The organism is Caballeronia sp. M1242 (assembly GCF_017220215.1).
In the GTDB taxonomy this organism is placed as follows: Bacteria; Pseudomonadota; Gammaproteobacteria; order Burkholderiales; family Burkholderiaceae; genus Caballeronia.
This window is the reverse complement of sequence record NZ_CP071129.1, coordinates 2,584,180-2,608,184: the sequence shown is the minus strand read 5'-3', so window position 1 is coordinate 2,608,184 and position 24,005 is coordinate 2,584,180. Positions and strand designations below refer to the sequence as shown.

The 24,005-nt window shown below is 60.8% G+C and carries 19 protein-coding genes, 4 tRNA genes and 1 rRNA gene; all 24 read left to right on the top strand.

Annotation, left to right across the window (positions count from 1 at the left end; translation table 11 throughout):
- The 24 genes from rrf to rplB all read left to right on the top strand — a co-directional run bounded on the left by rrf (window position 1) and on the right by rplB (window position 23,995).
- A 5S ribosomal RNA gene (gene rrf, locus JYK05_RS12200) occupies window positions 1-114 on the top strand.
- A 148-nt stretch (window positions 115-262) separates the two neighbouring features.
- Window positions 263-348, top strand: a tRNA-Tyr gene (locus tag JYK05_RS12195).
- Between the two features lie 30 nt (window positions 349-378).
- Window positions 379-452 (top strand) — tRNA-Gly (locus JYK05_RS12190).
- Window positions 453-468: 16 nt separating this feature from the next.
- A tRNA-Thr gene (locus JYK05_RS12185) sits at window positions 469-543 on the top strand.
- A 62-nt stretch (window positions 544-605) separates the two neighbouring features.
- Complete coding sequence (tuf, locus tag JYK05_RS12180; protein ID WP_175946421.1) at window positions 606-1,796, top strand: elongation factor Tu; 1,191 nt, start codon at window positions 606-608, stop codon at window positions 1,794-1,796.
- A 66-nt stretch (window positions 1,797-1,862) separates the two neighbouring features.
- Window positions 1,863-1,938, top strand: a tRNA-Trp gene (locus JYK05_RS12175).
- Between the two features lie 34 nt (window positions 1,939-1,972).
- Window positions 1,973-2,353 carry a preprotein translocase subunit SecE gene (gene secE / locus JYK05_RS12170; protein WP_175946423.1) on the top strand — a complete coding sequence of 127 codons (381 nt, stop codon included), beginning with the start codon at window positions 1,973-1,975 and terminating at the stop codon, window positions 2,351-2,353.
- A 1-nt stretch (window position 2,354) separates the two neighbouring features.
- Complete coding sequence (gene nusG / locus JYK05_RS12165; RefSeq protein ID WP_159837189.1) at window positions 2,355-2,912, top strand: transcription termination/antitermination protein NusG; 558 nt, start codon at window positions 2,355-2,357, stop codon at window positions 2,910-2,912.
- A gap of 142 nt (window positions 2,913-3,054) precedes the next feature.
- Window positions 3,055-3,486 (top strand): 50S ribosomal protein L11, encoded by a 432-nt coding sequence (gene rplK / locus JYK05_RS12160; RefSeq protein ID WP_008343796.1) that lies wholly within the window; start codon window positions 3,055-3,057, stop codon window positions 3,484-3,486.
- The gene (gene rplA / locus JYK05_RS12155; protein ID WP_175946425.1) at window positions 3,487-4,185 is read left to right on the top strand and encodes a 50S ribosomal protein L1; all 699 of its coding nucleotides are present in this window, start codon (window positions 3,487-3,489) and stop codon (window positions 4,183-4,185) included.
- Between the two features lie 299 nt (window positions 4,186-4,484).
- Window positions 4,485-4,979 (top strand): 50S ribosomal protein L10, encoded by a 495-nt coding sequence (gene rplJ / locus JYK05_RS12150; RefSeq protein ID WP_159837187.1) that lies wholly within the window; start codon window positions 4,485-4,487, stop codon window positions 4,977-4,979.
- Between the two features lie 77 nt (window positions 4,980-5,056).
- Window positions 5,057-5,431 carry a 50S ribosomal protein L7/L12 gene (gene rplL, locus JYK05_RS12145; protein ID WP_175946426.1) on the top strand — a complete coding sequence of 125 codons (375 nt, stop codon included), beginning with the start codon at window positions 5,057-5,059 and terminating at the stop codon, window positions 5,429-5,431.
- 368 nt (window positions 5,432-5,799) lie between these two features.
- Window positions 5,800-9,906, top strand: a complete 4,107-nt coding sequence (rpoB, locus tag JYK05_RS12140) for a DNA-directed RNA polymerase subunit beta (protein WP_175946428.1) — start codon at window positions 5,800-5,802, stop codon at window positions 9,904-9,906.
- Window positions 9,907-9,927: 21 nt separating this feature from the next.
- Window positions 9,928-14,169: a DNA-directed RNA polymerase subunit beta' gene (gene rpoC, locus JYK05_RS12135; protein WP_206467148.1), complete on the top strand. Its 4,242-nt coding sequence runs from the start codon at window positions 9,928-9,930 to the stop codon at window positions 14,167-14,169.
- Between the two features lie 177 nt (window positions 14,170-14,346).
- On the top strand, window positions 14,347-16,194 hold the full coding sequence (gene recQ / locus JYK05_RS12130; protein ID WP_206467147.1) for a DNA helicase RecQ: 1,848 nt from the start codon (window positions 14,347-14,349) through the stop codon (window positions 16,192-16,194).
- Window positions 16,195-16,412: 218 nt separating this feature from the next.
- Window positions 16,413-16,793, top strand: a complete 381-nt coding sequence (gene rpsL / locus JYK05_RS12125; RefSeq protein WP_006998493.1) for a 30S ribosomal protein S12 — start codon at window positions 16,413-16,415, stop codon at window positions 16,791-16,793.
- Window positions 16,794-16,980: 187 nt separating this feature from the next.
- Window positions 16,981-17,451 (top strand): 30S ribosomal protein S7, encoded by a 471-nt coding sequence (rpsG, locus tag JYK05_RS12120; RefSeq protein WP_006053291.1) that lies wholly within the window; start codon window positions 16,981-16,983, stop codon window positions 17,449-17,451.
- A 125-nt stretch (window positions 17,452-17,576) separates the two neighbouring features.
- Window positions 17,577-19,679, top strand: coding sequence for an elongation factor G (gene fusA / locus JYK05_RS12115; RefSeq protein ID WP_206467146.1), 2,103 nt, complete (start codon window positions 17,577-17,579; stop codon window positions 19,677-19,679).
- 67 nt (window positions 19,680-19,746) lie between these two features.
- Window positions 19,747-20,937 (top strand): elongation factor Tu, encoded by a 1,191-nt coding sequence (gene tuf / locus JYK05_RS12110; protein ID WP_175946421.1) that lies wholly within the window; start codon window positions 19,747-19,749, stop codon window positions 20,935-20,937.
- A 140-nt stretch (window positions 20,938-21,077) separates the two neighbouring features.
- Complete coding sequence (gene rpsJ, locus JYK05_RS12105; RefSeq protein ID WP_006998489.1) at window positions 21,078-21,389, top strand: 30S ribosomal protein S10; 312 nt, start codon at window positions 21,078-21,080, stop codon at window positions 21,387-21,389.
- 185 nt (window positions 21,390-21,574) lie between these two features.
- Window positions 21,575-22,234 carry a 50S ribosomal protein L3 gene (gene rplC, locus JYK05_RS12100; RefSeq protein WP_175946437.1) on the top strand — a complete coding sequence of 220 codons (660 nt, stop codon included), beginning with the start codon at window positions 21,575-21,577 and terminating at the stop codon, window positions 22,232-22,234.
- Window positions 22,234-22,854, top strand: coding sequence for a 50S ribosomal protein L4 (gene rplD / locus JYK05_RS12095; RefSeq protein WP_175946439.1), 621 nt, complete (start codon window positions 22,234-22,236; stop codon window positions 22,852-22,854). Before rplC ends, rplD begins: the two co-directional genes overlap by 1 nt.
- The gene (rplW, locus tag JYK05_RS12090) at window positions 22,851-23,165 is read left to right on the top strand and encodes a 50S ribosomal protein L23 (protein ID WP_035967599.1); all 315 of its coding nucleotides are present in this window, start codon (window positions 22,851-22,853) and stop codon (window positions 23,163-23,165) included. Before rplD ends, rplW begins: the two co-directional genes overlap by 4 nt.
- A 2-nt stretch (window positions 23,166-23,167) precedes the next feature.
- The gene (rplB, locus tag JYK05_RS12085) at window positions 23,168-23,995 is read left to right on the top strand and encodes a 50S ribosomal protein L2 (RefSeq protein WP_175946441.1); all 828 of its coding nucleotides are present in this window, start codon (window positions 23,168-23,170) and stop codon (window positions 23,993-23,995) included.
- Window positions 23,996-24,005 lie beyond the last annotated feature (10 nt).

The window sequence follows — 24,005 nt, the reverse complement described above, 5'->3', positions numbered from 1 at the left end:
CCTGATGACCATAGCGAGTCGGTCCCACCCCTTCCCATCCCGAACAGGACCGTGAAACGACTCCACGCCGATGATAGTGCGGATTGCCCGTGTGAAAGTAGGTAATCGTCAGGCTCCCCCTTGCTCAAAACAAAAACCCCACCCCTCAAAGGTGGGGTTTTTGCGTTTGGGGCGACGACTATAAGTGAGAGCCTCATCGATTCGCTTCGCAAGAAGTACTTGACAACCGCGTGTTGTTACCCCATAATCGATAGTTCTCTGCGGAGGGGTGCCCGAGTGGCTAAAGGGGGCAGACTGTAAATCTGTTGGCTTACGCCTACGTTGGTTCGAATCCAACCTCCTCCACCAGAATTCAAGCGGTAAGGGAATCCAACCCTCGCGGGTGTAGCTCAATGGTAGAGCAGAAGCCTTCCAAGCTTATGACGAGGGTTCGATTCCCTTCACCCGCTCCAGTGTCGGTTTTGTAGTGCCCATGTGGCTCAGTGGTAGAGCACTCCCTTGGTAAGGGAGAGGTCGGCAGTTCGATCCTGCCCATGGGCACCAGCTGTATCAGTCTAGTAAGTTGCGCGCGGCGCAAGGTGCGAAAATCCTGTTAGGAGTCGAAAATGGCCAAAGGTAAATTCGAGCGGACCAAGCCGCACGTGAACGTGGGCACGATCGGTCACGTTGACCACGGCAAGACCACGCTGACGGCAGCGATCACGACGGTGCTGACCGCCAAGTTCGGCGGCGAAGCCAAGGCGTACGACCAGATCGACGCGGCGCCGGAAGAAAAGGCACGCGGCATCACCATCAACACCGCGCACGTCGAGTACGAAACGGCTAACCGCCACTACGCACACGTCGATTGCCCGGGCCACGCCGACTACGTGAAGAACATGATCACGGGCGCCGCGCAGATGGACGGCGCGATCCTGGTGTGCTCGGCCGCTGACGGCCCGATGCCGCAAACGCGCGAGCACATCCTGCTGGCCCGTCAGGTTGGCGTGCCGTACATCATCGTGTTCTTGAACAAGTGCGACATGGTGGACGACGCCGAACTGCTCGAGCTCGTCGAAATGGAAGTGCGGGAACTCCTGTCGAAGTACGACTTCCCGGGCGACGACACGCCGATCATCAAGGGTTCGGCCAAGCTCGCGCTGGAAGGCGACAAGGGCGAACTCGGCGAAGTGGCGATCATGAGCCTGGCCGACGCGCTGGACACGTACATCCCGACGCCGGAGCGCGCAGTTGACGGCGCGTTCCTGATGCCGGTGGAAGACGTGTTCTCGATCTCGGGTCGCGGCACGGTGGTAACGGGCCGCGTCGAGCGCGGCGTCATCAAGGTCGGCGAGGAAATCGAAATCGTCGGTATCAAGCCGACGGTGAAGACGACCTGCACGGGCGTGGAAATGTTCCGCAAGCTGCTCGACCAAGGTCAAGCGGGCGACAACGTCGGTATCCTGCTGCGCGGCACGAAGCGTGAAGACGTCGAGCGCGGCCAAGTGCTGGCCAAGCCGGGTTCGATCACGCCGCACACGCACTTCACCGCTGAAGTGTACGTGCTGAGCAAGGACGAAGGCGGCCGTCACACGCCGTTCTTCAACAACTACCGTCCGCAGTTCTACTTCCGTACGACGGACGTGACGGGCTCGATCGAGCTGCCGAAGGACAAGGAAATGGTGATGCCGGGCGACAACGTGTCGATCACGGTCAAGCTGATCGCCCCGATCGCCATGGAAGAAGGTCTGCGCTTCGCAATCCGCGAAGGCGGCCGTACCGTCGGCGCAGGTGTCGTTGCGAAGATTATCGAGTAAGAGCCAGAGATCTCTCGGTAGTCTGTAGTTTTCGGGGTCGGCGAAACCGTCGGCCCCAAATGGTTTAGGGGTATAGCTCAACTGGCAGAGCGTCGGTCTCCAAAACCGAAGGTTGGGGGTTCGATTCCCTCTGCCCCTGCCACATTCTCGCGCCAGGTGGCGCTGCTTAAGGTGTTATGGCGAATCCTTCAGTCGAAACTGTAAATACTTCCAGCGATAAGTTGATGTTGGTGGCTGGGGTATTGTTGGTCTTGGCCGGGTTCGTGGGTTTCTTTCTGCTCAGCGGCCAAGAGTGGTATGTCCGCGGTGCGGCGCTTGCTGTCGGTTTGGTTGCTGGTGTCGCTGTCGGCCTTCTTTCTGCGCCCGGGAAGGGCTTCATTGCCTTCGCGAAAGACTCGTACAAAGAAGTTCGAAAGGTCGTCTGGCCTACGCGCAAAGAGGCGACGCAGACCACGCTGGTGGTCTTTGCATTCGTCCTCATCATGGCCATCTTCCTTTGGCTTAGCGACAAGTCAATCGAATGGGTAATTTTCTCGGCGATTCTGGGTTGGAAATGATATGAGCGATACTCCGACATCTCCGAGTGGAAAGCGTTGGTATGTGGTGCACGCCTACTCCGGCATGGAGAAGAGCGTGCAACGTGCGCTTCAGGAGCGCATCGAGCGAGCGGGAATGCAGGACCAATTCGGTCAAATTCTCGTTCCGACGGAAGAAGTAGTGGAAGTCAAGGGTGGCCATAAATCGGTCACCGAGCGTCGTTTCTTCCCGGGCTACGTCCTGGTTGAAATGGAAATGACGGATGAAACGTGGCACCTCGTCAAGAATACGGCGAAGGTGACCGGTTTTGTCGGCGGTGCGCGCAATCGGCCGAGCCCCATCTCCCCGCGCGAGGTCGAAAAGATCATGTCGCAGATGCAGGAAGGTGTCGAGAAGCCGCGGCCGAAGACACTGTTCGAAGTCGGCGAGATGGTGCGTGTGAAGGAAGGTCCTTTCACCGACTTCAACGGGAACGTCGAAGAAGTCAACTACGAGAAGTCCCGGGTCCGCGTTTCGGTCACGATCTTCGGGCGTTCGACGCCGGTTGAACTCGAATTCGGTCAGGTCGAGAAGGTGTAAGAATACGTCGCGCGAGGTCATCGGTCTCGCGCGATTCGCGCTTACGGTCCGCGTAATGGCCGTTGAGGAGCGTCAGTAGTCGTCAAGTCGAACGCGCGCTATCACTCACCGAACGCTTACGCGTTCAGCAGAGGTTTTCAACATGGCAAAGAAAATCATCGGCTTTATCAAGCTGCAGATTCCTGCAGGTAAAGCCAATCCGTCGCCGCCGGTCGGTCCGGCGCTGGGCCAGCGTGGCCTGAACATCATGGAGTTCTGCAAGGCGTTCAACGCGCAGACTCAGGGCATGGAGCCGGGTCTGCCGGTGCCGGTCGTCATTACGGCATTCGCGGACAAGAGCTTCACGTTCATCATGAAGACGCCGCCGGCTACCGTTCTGATCAAGAAGGCAGCCGCAGTGCAGAAGGGCTCGAGCAAGCCGCACACCGACAAGGTCGGCAACATCACCCGCGCTCAAGCGGAAGAAATCGCGAAGACCAAGATGCCGGACCTTACGGCAGCTGATCTGGACGCAGCCGTGCGCACCATCGCCGGTAGCGCGCGTTCGATGGGTATCACTGTGGAGGGCGTGTAAATGGCTAAGCTTTCGAAGCGCCTTCAGGCATTTGCAAACAAGGTCGATCGTCAGAAGCTGTATCCGATCGACGACGCGCTGAACCTGATCAAGGAATGCGCAAACGCCAAGTTCGACGAGTCGATCGACGTCGCCGTTCAGCTCGGCATCGACGCAAAGAAGTCGGACCAAGTGGTTCGTGGTTCCGTCGTTCTGCCCGCCGGCACCGGCAAGTCGGTTCGCGTTGCAGTGTTCGCGCAAGGCGACAAGGCCGAGCAAGCACGTGCAGCTGGCGCGGACGTGGTCGGCATGGAAGACCTGGCTGAGCAAGTCAAGGCCGGCAATCTGAACTTCGACGTCGTGATCGCTTCGCCGGACACGATGCGCGTGGTCGGTACGCTGGGCCAGATCCTCGGTCCGCGTGGCCTCATGCCGAACCCGAAGGTCGGTACCGTGACGCCGGACGTCGCTCAAGCGGTCAAGAACGCCAAGGCTGGTCAGGTGCAGTTCCGCGTCGACAAAGCCGGTATCATCCACGGCACGATCGGCCGTGCGTCGTTCGAACCCGCTTCGCTGCGTCAGAACTTGTCGGCGCTGATCGACGCGCTGAACAAGGCGAAGCCGGCGACGAGCAAGGGCGTGTACCTGCGCAAGATCGCGCTGTCGAGCACGATGGGCGTCGGCGTTCGCGTGGACCAAGCCACGCTCGCGCAACAATAAGAATTTCGACGCGGTCGCATGACCGCGTTCTCAAGGGCTTTGGGCGGTTGCGCAACAGTCGTTTAGTTGGGTAACCGGTTGTCAAAGACCGTTGGTGGCGGTGCAGCAGTTGGGCGGCGCCTTAATTCAAGCCAACGCAGATGGCGAACCCGAAACAGTTTTGCAGTGGTTGAAGCCGGTTGTCGATCGTTCTCAGACGGTCACCAACCGCTTGAAATACTCCTAACAGTCGGACGCCGTTGTCGAACGTGGTGCATGAAGGTTGGACACCTGAGTGCATCGAATCTGGAGGTTTAACCGTGCCACTGAACAAAGAAGATAAGCAGGCAGTCGTCGCTGAAGTCGCCGCGCAAGTCGCGAAGGCTCAGACGATGGTGCTCGCTGAGTATCGTGGGATCACGGTTGGCGATCTGACCAAGCTGCGCGCGAAAGCGCGTGAGCAACAGGTGTATCTGCGCGTGTTGAAGAACACGCTGGCGCGTCGCGCCGTCGAAGGTACGCCGTTCGCTCCGCTGGCTGAGCAGATGACCGGTCCTCTGATCTACGGCATCTCGGAAGATGCCATTGCCGCAGCCAAGGTCGTCAACGACTTCGGCAAGAGCAATGACAAGTTGATCATCAAGGCTGGTTCCTACGAAGGCAAGGTGATGGACAAGGCGGGCGTGCAAGCGCTGGCCAACATCCCGAGCCGCGAAGAGCTGCTCTCCAAGCTGTTGTTCGTCATGCAAGCACCTGTTTCCGGCTTTGCGCGCGCTCTCGCCGCGCTGGCAGAGAAGCAAGGCGAAGCTGCATAACGTCACGCTTGAGCCACAGTTGCTCAGTTAGGTAAAGATCGCTAGCTCGATCCGAATTCAATTTAGGAGTATTTCAAATGGCAATCGCAAAAGAAGACATCCTGGAAGCCGTTGGCGCGATGTCGGTTCTGGAACTGAACGAGCTGGTCAAGGCGTTCGAAGAGAAGTTTGGCGTGTCGGCAGCTGCTGTTGCTGTCGCTGGCCCGGCTGCTGGCGGCGCTGCCGCTGCTGCTGAAGAGCAAACCGAATTCACGGTGAACCTGCTCGAAGCTGGCGCAAACAAGGTCTCGGTCATTAAGGCTGTTCGCGAACTGACGGGTCTCGGCCTGAAGGAAGCGAAGGACCTGGTCGATGGCGCACCGAAGCCCATCAAGGAAGCGGTGCCCAAGGCTGCTGCTGAAGAAGCGAAGAAGAAGCTGGAAGACGCAGGCGCGAAGGCTGAAATCAAGTAAGTTTCATTGCGCTGTGCGAAGGCTGGCGGTTTTTCACCGCCGGCCTTTTTGTGCTTTGTGGGGACCGAGTTTTTATGCGCGTTGGCAAGCATAAATGTCCCCGCAGAAGCCAAAGACAACGGTCGGGTCGGCAATATATTCCGGCAGTTGTCTTTGTCTTCTGAAGCGACTGCAGAAGGCAAGTTTGGTCGGGTAGCGGGAAACACAGGCATCCGCTGCCGTCAGCCAGCGGTTGGTAGCGGCCAACCACCAAGCTTCTAGACTCGCGCGTCCTCCCCGGACAGCGGCGCGGGTCTCAGTCGGTGAACACCGGGCCGTGTCGTCGAGGTATCCCGCCTCGGTAACGCCCGCCGTGATTCGGAGATCGTATGCAATATTCCTTCACCGAGAAGAAGCGTATTCGCAAGAGTTTCGCGAAGCGCCCCATCGTTCACCAAGTTCCCTTTTTGCTGGCGACCCAGCTTGAATCATTCCAGACGTTTCTGCAAGCGGATACGTCTTCTTCGCAGCGCAAGGCAGAAGGCTTGCAAGCTGCGTTCACCTCTGTTTTCCCGATCGTTTCGCACAACGGCTTCGCGCGGCTCGAGTTCGTCAGCTACATGCTGTCGCCGCCCGCATTCAACATCAAGGAATGCCAGCAGCGCGGCCTGACCTATTGCTCGGCCCTGCGCGCGAAGGTCCGTCTCGTTCTGCTCGACAAAGAGTCGCCGAGCAAGCCCGTCGTGAAGGAAGTCAAAGAACAGGAAGTGTACATGGGCGAAATTCCGCTCATGACGCCGACCGGTTCTTTCGTCATCAACGGTACCGAGCGCGTGATCGTGTCGCAGCTCCACCGTTCGCCCGGCGTGTTCTTCGAGCACGACAAGGGCAAGACGCATAGCTCCGGCAAGCTGCTGTTCTCGGCGCGTATCATTCCTTACCGCGGTTCGTGGCTCGACTTCGAGTTCGACCCGAAGGACGTGCTGTACTTCCGCGTCGACCGTCGCCGCAAGATGCCGGTCACGATTCTGCTGAAGGCCATCGGCCTGACGCCGGAACAGATCCTCGCGAACTTCTTCGTTTTCGACAACTTCGCGCTGATGAGCGAAGGCGCGCAGATGGAATTCGTGCCCGAGCGTCTGCGCGGCGAAGTGGCGCGCTTCGACATTCAGGATCGCGAAGGCAACGTCATCGTCACGAAGGACAAGCGGATCAACGCGAAGCACATTCGCGACCTCGAAAACGCCAAGACGAAGTTCATCTCGGTGCCCGAGGAGTATCTGCTCGGCCGCGTGCTCGCGAAGAACGTGATCGATCCCGAAACGGGCGAAGTCATCGCGAACGCTAACGAGGAAATCACCGAAACGGTCCTCGAAAAGCTGCGCGAAGCGAAGGTCAAGGAAATCCAGACGCTGTACACGAACGATCTCGACCAGGGTCCGTACATCTCGTCGACGCTGCGTATCGACGAAACCGCGGACAAGATGGCCGCGCGTATCGCGATCTACCGCATGATGCGCCCGGGCGAGCCGCCGACCGAAGAAGCGGTCGAGGCGCTGTTCAATCGTCTCTTCTACAGCGAAGACGCGTACGACCTGTCGAAGGTCGGCCGCATGAAGTTCAACCGCCGCGTGGGCCGTGATGAAATCATCGGGCCGATGACGCTGCAGGACGACGACATCCTCGCGACCATCAAGATCCTCGTCGAGCTGCGTAACGGCAAGGGCGAAGTGGACGACATCGACCACTTGGGTAATCGTCGCGTGCGTTGCGTCGGCGAACTCGCGGAGAACCAGTTCCGCGCGGGTCTCGTGCGTGTCGAGCGTGCTGTGAAGGAACGCCTCGGCCAGGCCGAAAGCGAAAACCTGATGCCGCACGACCTGATCAACTCCAAGCCGATTTCGTCGGCGATTCGCGAGTTCTTCGGTTCGTCGCAGCTGTCGCAGTTCATGGACCAGACCAACCCGCTGTCGGAAATCACGCACAAGCGTCGCGTTTCCGCACTCGGCCCGGGCGGTCTGACGCGTGAACGCGCAGGCTTCGAAGTCCGCGACGTGCATCCGACGCACTACGGCCGCGTGTGCCCGATCGAAACGCCGGAAGGTCCGAACATCGGTCTGATCAACTCGCTCGCGCTGTACGCGCACCTGAACGAATACGGCTTCCTCGAAACGCCGTATCGCAAGGTGGTCGACGGCAAGGTGACGGACCAGATCGACTATCTGTCGGCGATCGAAGAAGGCCGTTACGTGATCGCGCAGGCGAACGCGGCAGTCGCGGAAGACGGCACGCTGACCGACGAACTCGTCTCGTCGCGTGAAGCCGGCGAAACGCTGATGGTCACGCCGGATCGCATCCAGTACATGGACGTGGCGCCGTCGCAGATCGTGTCGGTCGCGGCATCGCTGATTCCGTTCCTCGAGCACGACGACGCGAACCGCGCGTTGATGGGCTCGAACATGCAGCGTCAGGCCGTGCCGTGTCTGCGTCCGGAGAAGCCGGTCGTCGGTACGGGCATCGAGCGTACCGTGGCGGTCGACTCGGGCACGACGGTTCAGGCCATGCGTGGCGGTGTCGTGGATTACGTGGACGCGGGCCGTATCGTGATTCGCGTGAACGACGATGAAGCCGTCGCCGGCGATGTCGGCGTGGACATCTACAACCTGATCAAGTACACGCGTTCGAACCAGAACACGAACATCAACCAGCGTCCGATCGTGAAGATGGGCGACAAGGTCTCGCGCGGCGACGTGCTGGCCGACGGCGCCTCGACGGATCTGGGCGAGCTCGCGCTCGGTCAGAACATGCTGGTCGCCTTCATGCCGTGGAACGGCTACAACTTCGAAGACTCGATCCTGATCTCGGAGAAGGTCGTCGCGGACGATCGTTACACGTCGATCCACATCGAAGAACTGAACGTCGTTGCTCGCGACACCAAGCTCGGACCGGAAGAAATCACGCGCGACATTTCGAACCTCGCGGAAGTGCAGCTTGGCCGTCTCGACGAGTCGGGCATCGTGTACATCGGCGCGGAAGTCGAAGCAGGCGACGTGCTGGTCGGCAAGGTCACGCCGAAGGGCGAAACCCAGCTGACGCCGGAAGAAAAGCTGCTGCGCGCGATCTTCGGCGAAAAGGCATCGGACGTGAAGGACACGTCGCTGCGCGTGCCGTCGGGCATGAGCGGCACGGTCATCGACGTGCAGGTGTTCACGCGCGAAGGCATCACGCGTGACAAGCGCGCGCAACAGATCATCGACGATGAACTGAAGCGTTACCGCCTGGACCTGAACGATCAGCTTCGTATCGTGGAAGGCGACGCGTTCTCGCGTCTCGCGCGCATGCTGAACGGCAAGGTCGCGAACGGCGGTCCGAAGAAGCTCGCGAAGGGCACGAAGATCGACCTCGCGTACCTCGAAGACCTCGACCACTACCACTGGTTCGACATCCGCCTCGCGGACGAAGAAGCAGCGGCGCAGCTGGAAGCCATCAAGGACTCGATCGAGCAGAAGCGTCACCAGTTCGACCTCGCGTTCGAAGAGAAGCGCAAGAAGCTCACGCAAGGCGACGAACTGCCGCCGGGCGTGCTGAAGATGGTCAAGGTGTATCTCGCCGTGAAGCGTCGCTTGCAGCCTGGCGACAAGATGGCGGGCCGTCACGGTAACAAGGGTGTCGTGTCGAAGATCGTGCCGATCGAAGACATGCCGTACATGGCCGATGGCCGTCCGGCCGACGTCGTGCTGAATCCGCTCGGCGTGCCGTCGCGGATGAACGTGGGTCAGATTCTCGAAGTGCATTTGGGCTGGGCCGCGAAGGGTCTCGGCTGGCGCATCGGCGAGATGATGCAGCGTCAGGCGAAGATCGAAGAACTGCGTCAGTTCCTCACGCAGATCTACAACGAGTCGGGCCGCAAGGAAGAGCTGGAAGGCTTCTCGGACGACGAGATCGTGGAACTGGCGAAGAACCTGCGCGAAGGCGTGCCGTTCGCGACGCCGGTGTTCGACGGCGCGACGGAAGACGAAATGTCGCGCGCGCTGGACCTCGCGTTCCCGGACGACGTGGCGCAGAACCTCGGCATGAACGCGTCGAAGAACCAGGTCACGCTGCACGACGGCCGCACGGGCGAGCCGTTCGAGCGCAAGGTCACGGTCGGCTACATGCACTACCTGAAGCTGCACCACCTGGTCGACGACAAGATGCACGCGCGTTCGACCGGTCCGTACTCGCTCGTCACGCAGCAGCCGCTGGGTGGTAAGGCGCAGTTCGGTGGCCAGCGTTTCGGTGAAATGGAAGTGTGGGCGCTCGAGGCGTATGGCGCATCGTATGTGCTGCAGGAAATGCTGACGGTCAAGTCGGACGACGTGACGGGCCGGACGAAGGTGTATGAGAACCTCGTCAAGGGCGATCACGTGATCGACGCCGGCATGCCGGAATCCTTCAACGTGTTGGTGAAGGAAATCCGCTCGCTCGGTATCGACATCGATCTCGACCGCAACTAATCGGACTACGGAGAGAAAGCAATGAAAGCTCTGCTCGATCTATTCAAGCAAGTCCAACAAGAAGAAGTTTTTGATGCGATCAAGATCGGCCTCGCGTCGCCCGACAAGATCCGTTCGTGGTCGTTCGGCGAAGTGAAGAAGCCGGAGACCATCAACTACCGCACGTTCAAGCCGGAGCGGGATGGTCTGTTTTGCGCGAAGATTTTCGGGCCGATCAAGGACTACGAGTGCCTGTGCGGCAAGTACAAGCGCCTCAAGCACCGTGGCGTGATCTGCGAGAAGTGCGGCGTCGAAGTGACGCTGGCCAAGGTGCGCCGCGAGCGCATGGGTCATATCGAACTGGCTTCGCCGGTCGCGCACATCTGGTTCCTGAAGTCGCTGCCGTCGCGTCTGGGCATGGTGCTCGACATGACGCTGCGCGACATCGAGCGCGTGCTGTACTTCGAAGCGTACGTGGTGATCGACCCGGGCATGACGCCGCTAAAAGCGCGGCAGATCATGACGGAAGAGGATTACTACAACAAGGTCGAAGAGTACGGTGACGAATTCCGTGCCGAAATGGGCGCGGAAGGCGTGCGCGAACTGCTGCGTTCGATCAACATCGACGAGCAGGTCGAGCTGCTGCGCACCGAACTCAAGAACACGGGTTCCGAAGCGAAGATCAAGAAGTACGCGAAGCGCCTGAAGGTGCTCGAGGCTTTCCAGCGTTCGGGCATCAAGCCTGACTGGATGGTGCTCGAAGTCCTGCCGGTGCTGCCGCCGGAACTGCGTCCGCTCGTGCCGCTGGACGGCGGCCGTTTCGCGACGTCGGACCTGAACGACCTGTATCGCCGCGTGATCAACCGTAACAACCGGTTGAAGCGTCTGCTCGAACTGAAGGCGCCTGAAATCATTGTCCGCAACGAAAAGCGGATGCTGCAGGAAGCCGTCGATTCGCTGCTCGACAACGGTCGTCGCGGTAAGGCCATGACCGGCGCGAACAAGCGTCCGCTGAAGTCGCTCGCTGACATGATCAAGGGTAAGGGCGGTCGTTTCCGTCAGAACCTGCTCGGTAAGCGCGTGGACTACTCGGGCCGTTCGGTGATCGTGGTCGGCCCGACGCTCAAGCTGCACCAGTGCGGTCTGCCGAAGCTGATGGCGCTCGAACTGTTCAAGCCGTTCATCTTCAACAAGCTGGAAGTGATGGGCGTCGCGACCACCATAAAGGCTGCGAAGAAGGAAGTCGAGAACCAGACGCCGGTGGTGTGGGACATCCTCGAAGAGGTGATCCGCGAGCATCCGGTCATGCTGAACCGTGCGCCGACGCTGCACCGTCTCGGCATTCAGGCTTTCGAGCCGGTGCTGATCGAAGGTAAGGCAATCCAGCTGCACCCGCTGGTTTGCGCGGCGTTCAACGCCGACTTCGACGGTGACCAGATGGCTGTTCACGTGCCGCTGTCGCTCGAAGCGCAGATGGAAGCGCGCACGCTGATGCTGGCGTCGAACAACGTCCTGTTCCCGGCCAACGGCGATCCGTCGATCGTGCCGTCGCAGGATATCGTGCTCGGCCTGTACTACGCATCGCGTGAAGCGATCAACGGCAAGGGCGAAGGCCTCACGTTCACGGGCGTGTCGGAAGTGATCCGCGCGTACGAGAACAAGGAAGTCGAGCTGGCTTCGCGCGTCAACGTGCGTATCACCGAAATGGTGGCGAACGAAGACACGAGCGAAGGCGCACCGAAGTTCGTGCCGAAGGTCACGCTGTACGCGACGACCGTTGGCCGTTCGATCCTGTCGGAGATTCTGCCGCCGGGCCTGCCGTTCTCGGTGCTGAACAAGCCGCTGAAGAAGAAGGAAATCTCGCGCCTGATCAACACGGCGTTCCGCAAGTGCGGTCTGCGCGAAACGGTGATCTTCGCCGACCAGCTGATGCAGATGGGCTTCCGCCTCGCGACGCGCGCCGGTATCTCGATCTGCGTGGACGACATGCTCGTGCCGCCGCAGAAAGAGACGATCGTCGGCGACGCCGCGAAGAAGGTGAAGGAGTACGACCGTCAGTACATGTCGGGTCTCGTCACCGCGCAGGAACGCTACAACAACGTGGTCGACATCTGGTCGGCAACGTCGGAAAGCGTCGGTAAGGCGATGATGGAGCAGCTCGCAACCGAACCGGTCATCGACCGTGACGGCAACGAGACGAAGCAGGAGTCGTTCAACTCCATCTACATGATGGCCGACTCGGGCGCGCGTGGTTCCGCGGTGCAGATTCGTCAGCTGGCCGGTATGCGCGGCCTGATGGCGAAGCCGGACGGCTCGATTATCGAGACGCCGATTACCGCGAACTTCCGCGAAGGCCTGAACGTGCTGCAGTACTTCATCTCGACGCACGGCGCGCGTAAGGGTCTGGCGGATACGGCACTGAAGACGGCGAACTCGGGTTACCTGACGCGTCGTCTCGTGGACGTGACGCAAGATCTGGTCGTGGTCGAAGACGATTGCGGTACGTCGAACGGCGTGGCGATGAAGGCGTTGGTCGAAGGCGGTGAAGTCGTCGAAGCGCTGCGTGACCGTATTCTCGGTCGCGTCGCGGTGGCGGACGTCGTCAATCCGGAAACGCAGGAAACGCTGTTTGCGTCCGGCGATTTGCTGGACGAAGACGCGGTGGAAGAGATCGAGCGCCTCGGCATCGACGAAGTGCGCGTGCGCACGCCGCTCACCTGCGAAACGCGCTACGGCCTGTGCGCCGCGTGCTACGGCCGCGACCTCGGCCGCGGTTCGCGCGTGAACGTCGGCGAAGCAGTCGGCGTGATCGCGGCGCAGTCGATCGGCGAGCCCGGCACGCAGCTGACCATGCGTACGTTCCACATCGGTGGCGCGGCATCGCGTGCGGCGGTTGCATCGACGGTGGAAGCGAAGAGCAACGGTACCGTGCGTTTCACGGCCACGATGCGCTACGTGACCAACGCGAAGGGCGAGCAGGTCGTCATTTCGCGTTCGGGCGAAGCGATCATCGCGGACGACTTCGGTCGCGAGCGTGAGCGTCACAAGGTTCCGTACGGCGCGACGCTGCTGCAACTCGACGGCGCTCAGATCAAGGCCGGTGCGCAACTGGCTCAGTGGGACCCGCTGACGCGTCCGATCATCACCGAGTGGGGCGGTACGGTGAAGTTCGAAAACGTCGAGGAAGGCGTGACGGTCGCCAAGCAGATCGACGACGTGACCGGTCTTTCGACCCTCGTCGTGATCGACGCGAAGCGCCGCGGCTCGCAGGCTGGCAAGAGCGTGCGTCCGCAGGTGAAACTGCTCGACGCGAACGGCGAGGAAGTGAAGATCCCGAACACCGAGCATTCGGTGCAGATCGGCTTCCAGGTCGGCGCACTGATTACCGTGAAGGATGGTCAGCAAGTACAGGTCGGTGAAGTGCTGGCGCGTATCCCGGTTGAAGCGCAGAAGACGCGTGACATTACCGGTGGTCTGCCGCGCGTGGCCGAACTGTTCGAAGCGCGCTCGCCGAAGGACGCCGGCATTCTGGCGGAAGTCACGGGCACGACGTCGTTCGGTAAGGACACGAAGGGCAAGCAGCGTCTCGTCATCACGGACCTCGAGGGCAATCAGCACGAGTTCCTGATCGCGAAGGAAAAGCAGGTGCTGGTGCACGATGGTCAGGTCGTCAACAAGGGCGAAATGATCGTCGACGGTCCTGCGGATCCGCACGACATCCTGCGTCTGCAGGGTATCGAGGCGTTGTCGCGCTACATCGTGGACGAAGTGCAGGACGTGTACCGTCTGCAAGGCGTGAAGATCAACGACAAGCACATCGAAGTGATCGTGCGTCAGATGCTGCGCCGCGTGCAGATCGTCGACAACGGCGATACGCGCTTCATTCCGGGCGAACAAGTCGAGCGGTCGGACATGCTCGACGAGAACGACCGCATGATCGCGGAAGACAAGCGTCCGGCGACGTACGAGAACGTGCTGCTCGGTATCACGAAGGCTTCGCTCTCGACCGATTCGTTCATCTCGGCAGCGTCGTTCCAGGAAACGACTCGCGTGCTGACCGAAGCGGCGATCATGGGCAAGCGCGACGATCTGCGCGGTCTGAAGGAAAACGTGATCGTCGGCCGTCTGATTCCGGCCGGTACGGGTCTCGCGTTCCACAAGGCGCGCAAGAGCAAGGAGTCGGCGGATCGCGAACGCTTCGACCAGATCGCTGCCGAAGAGGCATTCGATTTCGGTACGCCGGAAACCCCGGCAACGGAGCAGCAGCCGCATACCAACGAGTAAGCGTCTTTCGCTCGTAGCACCTCGAACCGCCCGGTTTTCGCCGGGCGGTTTTTTTTTCGCTGCTTCTTTTCGTTCTCGCGCGTCGGCCGAACGGCTAACGTTGCGATTCACGCGTGGGCGCGCGCGCTCGCGTTGATAGAATTCGTTAACCTCCACGCCGCAGTTCGCGCTTCTTTTATGTCCCGTCCGCTCGAAATTCTCAACGAAGTATTCGGCTATCCGGCCTTTCGCGGACAGCAGGCGGAAATCGTCGAACATGTCGCCAACGGCGGTGATTCGCTCGTGTTGATGCCCACGGGCGGCGGAAAGTCGCTGTGCTATCAGATTCCGTCGCTGGTGCGCAAAGAGGCGGGCTTCGGCGCGGGCATCGTCGTTTCGCCGCTAATTGCGCTGATGCAGGATCAGGTTGCCGCGCTCACCGAACTGGGCGTGCGGGCGGCGTATCTCAATTCGACGCTTTCGGGCGCCGAGGCCGCCGCGACGGAGCGCGCGTTGCGCAACGGCAGCATCGATCTGCTGTACGTCGCGCCCGAGCGTCTCATGACGCCGCGGTTTCTCGATCTGCTCGGAAGCTCGCCGGTTGGGCTTTTTGCGATCGACGAGGCGCACTGCGTCTCGCAATGGGGCCACGACTTCCGGCCTGAATACATTCAGCTGTCCGTGCTGCACGAGCGATTCCCGAACGTGCCGCGCATCGCGCTGACCGCGACGGCGGACGCCATCACGCGCGATGAAATCGTGCACCGCCTCGCCCTCGACGACGCACGCATCTTCGTGTCGAGCTTCGACCGGCCGAACATCCGCTATCGGATCGTCGAGAAGGACAACGCGCGCTCGCAACTGCTCGACTTCATTCGCGCCGAGCACACGAACAAGGACGGCACGACGGACGCCGGCGTGGTCTATTGCCTCTCGCGCCGGAAGGTGGAGGAAACCGCCGACTGGCTCAAGGGGCAGGGCGTTCGCGCGCTGCCGTACCACGCCGGCATGGAGTTCGAGACGCGCCAGAAGCATCAGGAGATGTTCCAGCGCGAAGAGGGCATCGTGATGTGCGCGACGATTGCGTTCGGCATGGGCATCGACAAGCCGGACGTGCGGTTCGTCGCGCACCTGGATTTGCCGAAGAGCGTCGAAGGCTATTACCAGGAAACCGGCCGCGCGGGCCGCGACGGTCTGCCCGCGAACGCGTGGATGGCCTACGGCCTGGGCGATGTCGTGCAGCAGCGCAAGATGATCGACGAATCCGACGCCGACGACGCGCACAAGCGCGTGCAGACGGGCAAGCTGGACGCGCTCCTCGGTCTATGCGAAGCCGCGACGTGCCGCCGCGTGCGCCTGCTCGCGTACTTCGGCGAGACCAGCACGCCGTGCGGCAATTGCGATACGTGTCTGGAACCGCCCGCGTCGTGGGACGCGACGCGCGAGGCGCAGATGGCGCTGTCGTGCGTGTATCGCGCGCAGAAGGCCAGTGGTTTCCACTTCGGCGCGGGGCATCTGATCGACATCCTGCGCGGCACGCGTAGCGAGAAGGTCTTGCAGCGCGGGCACGACAAGCTGTCCACCTTCGGCGTCGGCGCGAGCCTTTCCGAGCCGGAGTGGCGCGCGGTTTTCAGGCAGCTGGTCGCATTTGGCTTTCTTGCCGTCGATCATGACGGGTTCGGCGCGCTCGTCCTGACCGACGCCAGCAAGCCCGTCCTAAAGGGCGAAGAGCGCGTCACGCTGCGCAAGTACGTGAAACCGGTGCGCAACCGGCAGTCATCTGGCCGAACCGGCGAGCGCGCCGATCCCACCGCAGGCATGTCGCCGCGCGAGAAAGCGCGCTGGGATCGCTTGCGCACATGGCGCGCCGAGACCGCCAAAACCGACGGCGTGCCCGCGTACGTGATCTTCCACGACGCGACGCTCGCCGAAATCGCGCGGAGTGATCCCGATACGATCGACGACTTGCGGCACATTCCGGGCATCGGCGTTCGCAAACTCGAGCGTTTCGGCGACGAACTGCTCGACGTGGTCGGCGCGGACTGAGGTTGCATCGGCGAGTGAGCCAGGATTTCACGCAACGTATTGACCGCATTGGCATTTTCAGAATATCATGCTAGGTTCTCGTTCTTGGCGCATTTCGGGATCCTGTTCAACGCGGGGTCCGCGCAAGTAAGAGCCATTCACGAGAAAGTCAGACGCGCGATTCCTTCGCTTTGCCCGTTCGGAATTGCGCCGATTTTGTTCATTTTTAGGATTAAACGATGCCAACCATCAATCAACTGGTTCGCAAAGGCCGCGCGTCGGAAACGACGAAGAGCAAGTCGCCGGCCCTGCAGGACTGCCCGCAGCGTCGCGGCGTGTGCACCCGCGTGTACACGACGACGCCGAAGAAGCCGAACTCGGCACTTCGTAAAGTTGCCAAGGTTCGTCTCACGAACGGCTTCGAAGTCATTTCGTACATCGGTGGTGAAGGCCACAACCTGCAGGAACACTCGGTCGTGCTGATTCGCGGCGGTCGTGTGAAGGACTTGCCGGGTGTGCGTTACCACATGGTCCGCGGCTCGCTGGATACCCAGGGCGTCAAGGATCGTAAGCAGGCTCGCTCGAAGTACGGTGCGAAGCGTGCCAAGGCTGGCAAGTAATCGCCGGTTCGAGTAGTCGAAGTAGTTTCAGGTCGCCGCAAGGCGGTTAATGCGGTAGTGCCGGATGTGCCGGTGCTGTCGAGTAAGTGGTCACCCGGCCAAGCTGGTTTAGTCGAGAGATGGATCGGGTTAGTTGGTGGCCGCGGAGCGAAAAAAGCGCTCCAACTGAAAAAGTAAAGGAAGAATCATGCCGCGTCGTCGCGAAGTCCCCAAGCGGGAAGTATTGCCGGATCCGAAGTTCGGCAACGTAGATGTAGCCAAGTTCATGAACGTGCTGATGTTGTCCGGCAAGAAGTCGGTTGCCGAGCGCATCGTGTACGGCGCTTTTGAACAGATCCAGACCAAGGGTGGCAAGGACCCGCTGGAAGTGTTCACGGTCGCGCTCAACAACGTGAAGCCGGTGGTCGAAGTGAAGAGCCGTCGCGTTGGTGGTGCGAACTATCAAGTTCCGGTCGAAGTGCGTCCCTCGCGTCGTATGGCATTGGCGATGCGTTGGTTGCGCGAAGCCGCGAAGAAGCGCAGCGAAAAGTCGATGGCCCTGCGCCTGGCAGGTGAGCTCTCCGAAGCGGCCGAAGGCCGCGGCGGCGCGATGAAGAAGCGCGACGAAGTTCACCGCATGGCAGAGGCTAACAAGGCATTCTCGCATTTCCGTTTCTAAGCTCCCGCTCATAGGGCAACGGAAAAATCAGGGCGGGTGCGCTAGTTCGGCGCCTCGCCCGTTTGTGTTAGGGCGCTGCCGGCTCATTGATTGAGTCGGCGCGTCGACCGAATAAAGGATCCCAAGTGGCTCGCAAGACACCTATCGAGCGCTACCGCAACATCGGTATTAGCGCTCACATCGACGCCGGCAAAACGACGACGACCGAGCGCATCTTGTTTTACACGGGCGTGAACCACAAGATCGGTGAAGTTCACGACGGCGCAGCAACGATGGACTGGATGGAGCAGGAGCAGGAGCGCGGCATCACCATCACGTCGGCTGCTACCACGGCCTTCTGGAAGGGCATGGGCGGCAACTATCCCGAGCACCGCATCAACATCATCGACACGCCGGGACACGTCGACTTCACGATCGAAGTGGAGCGCTCGATGCGCGTTCTCGACGGCGCGTGCATGGTCTACTGCGCAGTGGGCGGCGTGCAGCCGCAGTCGGAAACGGTGTGGCGTCAGGCGAACAAGTACAAGGTTCCCCGTCTCGCGTTCGTCAACAAGATGGACCGTACCGGCGCGAACTTCTTCAAGGTCTACGACCAGCTGAAGACGCGTCTGAAGGCGAACCCGGTGCCCGTCGTCGTGCCGATCGGCTCGGAAGAAAACTTCAAGGGCGTCGTCGATCTGCTGAAGATGAAGGCGATCATTTGGGACGAAGCGTCGCAAGGCACGAAGTTCGACTACGTCGACATCCCGGCTGAACTCGTCGACACGTGCAACGAGTGGCGCGAGAAGATGATCGAGTCGGCTGCCGAAGCCAGCGAAGAGCTGATGGAAAAGTACCTCGGCGGCGAAGAGCTGTCGGAAGCGGAAGTCGTGAAGGCGATCCGTGACCGGACCATCGCGTGCGAAATCCAGCCGATGCTGTGCGGCACCGCGTTCAAGAACAAGGGCGTGCAGCGCATGCTCGACGCCGTGATCGACTTCCTGCCGTCGCCGGTCGACATTCCGCCGGTTACGGGCGAGCTCGAAAGCGGCGAGAAGGCCGAGCGCCGTGCTGCCGACGACGAGAAGTTCTCGGCACTCGCGTTCAAGATCATGACGGACCCGTTCGTCGGTCAGCTGATCTTCTTCCGCGTGTACTCGGGCGTCGTGAATTCGGGTGACACCGTGCTGAACGCGACCAAGGACAAGAAGGAACGTCTCGGTCGTATTCTGCAGATGCACGCGAACCAGCGCGAAGAAATCAAGGAAGTGCGCGCGGGCGATATCGCGGCGGCCGTCGGCCTGAAGGAAGCCACCACGGGCGACACGCTGTGCGATCCGCAGAACCCGATCGTGCTCGAGCGCATGATCTTCCCGGAGCCGGTTATTTCGCAGGCTGTCGAGCCGAAGACCAAGGCTGACCAGGAAAAGATGGGCCTGGCGCTGAACCGTCTGGCGCAGGAAGACCCGTCGTTCCGCGTGCAAACGGACGAAGAATCGGGCCAGACCATCATTTCGGGCATGGGCGAGCTCCACCTCGAAATTCTGGTCGACCGCATGAAGCGCGAATTCGGCGTGGAAGCGACCGTCGGCAAGCCGCAGGTTGCGTACCGCGAAACCATTCGCACGACGGCGGCTGACGTCGACGGCAAGTTTGTCAAGCAGTCGGGTGGTCGCGGCCAGTACGGTCACGCGGTCATCACGCTTGAGCCGAACGAGCAGGGCAAGGGCTACGAGTTCCTGGACGAGATCAAGGGCGGCGTGATTCCGCGCGAATACATCCCGGCCGTGGACAAGGGTATCCAGGAAACGCTGAAGTCGGGCGTGCTGGCAGGCTTCCCGGTTGTGGACGTGAAGGTGCATCTGACGTTCGGTTCGTACCACGACGTGGACTCGAACGAAAACGCGTTCCGCATGGCCGGCTCGATGGCCTTCAAGGAAGCAATGCGCAAAGCAAGCCCGGTCATCCTCGAACCGATGATGGCCGTGGAAGTCGAAACGCCGGAAGACTACATGGGCAACGTGATGGGCGATTTGTCCGGCCGTCGCGGTATCGTCCAGGGCATGGAAGACATGGTTGGCGGCGGCAAGATCGTTCGCGCCGAAGTGCCGCTGTCGGAAATGTTCGGCTACTCGACCTCGCTGCGCTCGCTGACGCAAGGCCGTGCAACGTACACGATGGAATTCAAGCACTACGCTGAAGCTCCGCGTAACGTCGCCGACGCGATCATCAACGCCAAGGGTAAGTAATACCCGCAAGTCATTCGGCGCAAGCCACAAGCTTTAACCGATAACCAAACTTTGAAAGAAGGTAATCATGGCAAAAGGTAAATTCGAGCGGACCAAGCCGCACGTGAACGTGGGCACGATCGGTCACGTTGACCACGGCAAGACCACGCTGACGGCGGCGATCACGACGGTGCTGACCGCCAAGTTCGGCGGCGAAGCCAAGGCGTACGACCAGATCGACGCGGCGCCGGAAGAAAAGGCTCGCGGCATCACCATCAACACCGCGCACGTCGAGTACGAAACGGCTAACCGCCACTACGCACACGTCGATTGCCCGGGCCACGCCGACTACGTGAAGAACATGATCACGGGCGCCGCGCAGATGGACGGCGCGATCCTGGTGTGCTCGGCCGCTGACGGCCCGATGCCGCAAACGCGCGAGCACATCCTGCTGGCCCGTCAGGTCGGCGTGCCGTACATCATCGTGTTCCTGAACAAGTGCGACATGGTGGACGACGCCGAACTGCTCGAGCTCGTCGAAATGGAAGTGCGCGAACTCCTGTCGAAGTACGACTTCCCGGGCGACGACACGCCGATCATCAAGGGTTCGGCCAAGCTCGCGCTGGAAGGCGACAAGGGCGAACTCGGCGAAGTGGCGATCATGAGCCTGGCCGACGCGCTGGACACGTACATCCCGACGCCGGAGCGCGCAGTTGACGGCGCGTTCCTGATGCCGGTGGAAGACGTGTTCTCGATCTCGGGTCGCGGCACGGTGGTGACGGGTCGCGTCGAGCGCGGCGTCATCAAGGTCGGCGAGGAAATCGAAATCGTCGGTATCAAGCCGACGGTGAAGACCACCTGCACGGGCGTGGAAATGTTCCGCAAGCTGCTCGACCAGGGTCAAGCGGGCGACAACGTCGGTATCCTGCTGCGCGGCACGAAGCGTGAAGACGTCGAGCGCGGCCAAGTGCTGGCCAAGCCGGGTTCGATCACGCCGCACACGCACTTCACCGCTGAAGTGTACGTGCTGAGCAAGGACGAAGGCGGCCGTCACACGCCGTTCTTCAACAACTACCGTCCGCAGTTCTACTTCCGTACGACGGACGTGACGGGCTCGATCGAGCTGCCGAAGGACAAGGAAATGGTGATGCCGGGCGACAACGTGTCGATCACGGTCAAGCTGATCGCCCCGATCGCCATGGAAGAAGGTCTGCGCTTCGCAATCCGCGAAGGCGGCCGTACCGTCGGCGCAGGTGTCGTTGCGAAGATTATCGAGTAAAATCTCGGTCTTTCTTGCAGTAGCAGTACAGAAGTGATGTGACCGGGGCCGGGTGTTCGCCCTCAGCGAATGCCTGGCCCCTCGCTCTTTTGCCAAATCGGCGGCGCAATACCGCCTCGCTCTTTTTCTAAGGAATCGTCATGCAGAACCAGAAAATCCGCATTCGTCTGAAGGCTTTCGACTATCGCCTGATCGACCAGTCGGCAGCCGAGATCGTCGATACGGCGAAGCGGACTGGCGCGATCGTCCGTGGCCCGGTGCCGCTGCCGACGCGTATTCAGCGTTTTGACATCCTGCGTTCGCCGCACGTCAACAAGACGTCGCGCGACCAGCTCGAAATCCGCACGCACCAGCGCCTGATGGACATCGTCGACCCGACGGACAAGACCGTCGACGCACTGATGAAGCTCGACCTGCCGGCTGGTGTCGACGTCGAAATCAAGCTGCAGTAAGCCTACAAAGCTCCGCCGGCGTCTCGGACGGAGCTAAGTCTTTGATTGCTTGCAGAAAACGAAAAGCCTTGTTATACTCCAAGGCTTTTCGCGCATTTGCGCAAAAAAGTGCGCCTTGTTTCTCGTAGCAGGGCGGACATTTTGAAATCAGCCCCGACCAATCGCAGTCGGGAATGGAGAAAACGATGAGCCTTGGACTCGTAGGTCGCAAGGTTGGCATGACCCGTATCTTCACGCCTGAGGGGGACTCGATCCCTGTCACCGTGCTGGACGTGTCGGACAACCGTGTGACGCAGATCAAGACCGTTGAAACGGATGGTTATACCGCCGTTCAGGTTGCATTCGGTACTCGCCGCGCTTCGCGCGTGACGAAGCCGTTGGCGGGTCACCTCGCCAAAGCCGGCGTTCAAGCTGGTGAAATCCTCCGCGAATTCCATATCGATACCGCCAAGGCAGGTGAACTGTCGAACGGCGCCGTCATCGGTACGGACATTTTCGAAGTCGGCCAGAAGGTTGACGTGCAAGGCACGTCGATCGGTAAGGGCTACGCCGGTACCATCAAGCGTTACAACTTCGCTTCGGGCCGCGCATCGCACGGTAACTCGCGTTCGCACAACGTTCCGGGTTCGATCGGTATGGCGCAGGATCCGGGTCGCGTGTTCCCCGGCAAGCGCATGACGGGTCACCTCGGTGACGTGACCGTCACGGTCCAGAATCTCGAAATCGCCCGCATCGACGCTGAGCGCAATCTGCTGCTCGTCCGCGGTGCTGTTCCGGGTGCGAAGGGCGGCAAGGTCTTCGTGACCCCCGCCGTCAAGACCCGTGCTGCGAAAGGAGCGAAATAATGGAACTTAAGCTCCTGAATGCCAATGGTCAGGAAGGCGCTGGCGTGACCGCATCGGACGTCGTGTTCGGTCGCGATTACAACGAAGCCCTGATTCACCAAGTCGTCGTCGCTTATCAGGCGAACGCACGTAGCGGCAACCGCGCTCAGAAGGATCGTGAGCAGGTCAAGCACACCACGAAGAAGCCGTGGCGCCAGAAGGGTACGGGCCGCGCTCGTGCCGGTATGTCGTCGAGCCCGTTGTGGCGTGGCGGTGGTCGCATTTTCCCGAACTCGCCGGAAGAAAACTTCTCGCACAAGGTCAACAAGAAGATGCATCGCGCAGGCCTCTGCTCGATCTTCTCGCAGTTGGCTCGCGAAGGCCGCATCTCGGTGGTCGAGGATCTCGCGCTCGAAGCGCCGAAGACCAAGCTGTTGGCTGATAAATTCAAGGCGATGGGTCTCGATTCCGTGTTGGTCATCACCGATACGGTCGACGAAAACCTGTACCTCGCGTCGCGCAACCTGGCCCACGTGGCGGTTGTCGAGCCGCGTTACGCCGACCCGCTCTCGCTGATCTACTTCAAGAAAGTGCTGATCACGAAGGCTGCGGTCGCTCAGATCGAGGAGTTGCTGTCATGAGCGAAGTTCGCAAAAACGATCATCGTTTGATGCAAGTTCTGCTCGCGCCGGTGATCTCCGAAAAGGCGACGCTGGTTGCCGACAAGAACGAACAAGTCGTGTTCGAAGTCGCGCCGGACGCCACGAAGCAGGAAGTGAAGGCTGCTGTCGAGCTGCTGTTCAAGGTCGAAGTCAATTCCGTCAACGTGCTCGTCACGAAGGGCAAAGCCAAGCGCTTTGGCCGCTTCAACGGCAAGCGCAAGGACGTGAAGAAGGCGTACGTCTGCCTGAAGCCCGGCCAGGAAATCAACTTTGAAGCGGAGGCCAAGTAATCATGGCAATCGTGAAAGTTAAGCCGACCTCGCCGGGTCGCCGCGCGATGGTCAAGATCGTCAACAAGGATCTGCATAAGGGCAAGCCGCATGCTGCGCTGCTCGACTCGCAATCCAAGTCGGCGGGCCGTAACAACAACGGTCGCATCACCACGCGTCACCAAGGTGGCGGTCACAAGCAGCACTACCGTATCGTCGATTTCCGTCGCAACAAGGACGGCATCCCGGCAAAGGTCGAGCGTCTCGAGTACGACCCGAACCGTAGCGCGAACATCGCGCTGGTTCTGTACGCAGACGGCGAGCGTCGCTACATCATCGCGCCGAAGGGCGTGGCGGTCGGCGCGCAGCTGATGTCCGGTTCGGAAGCGCCGATTCGCGCAGGCAACACCCTGCCGATCCGCAACATTCCGGTCGGTACGACGATCCACTGCATCGAAATGCTGCCGGGCAAAGGCGCGCAGATCGCGCGTTCGGCTGGTACGTCGGCCATGCTGCTGGCACGTGAAGGCATCTACGCGCAGGTTCGTCTGCGTTCGGGTGAAATCCGCCGCGTGCACGTCGAGTGCCGTGCAACCATCGGTGAAGTCGGTAACGAAGAGCACAGCCTCCGTCAAATCGGTAAGGCCGGTGCAAACCGCTGGCGCGGTATCCGTCCGACGGTGCGTGGTGTTGCGATGAACCCGATCGATCACCCGCACGGTGGTGGTGAAGGCCGCACGGCTGCAGGTCGCGATCCGGTGAGCCCGTGGGGCACGCCGACGAAGGGCTATCGCACCCGCAGCAATAAGCGCACGACGACGATGATCGTCCAGCGCCGTCACAAGCGTTAAGGAGTAGGCA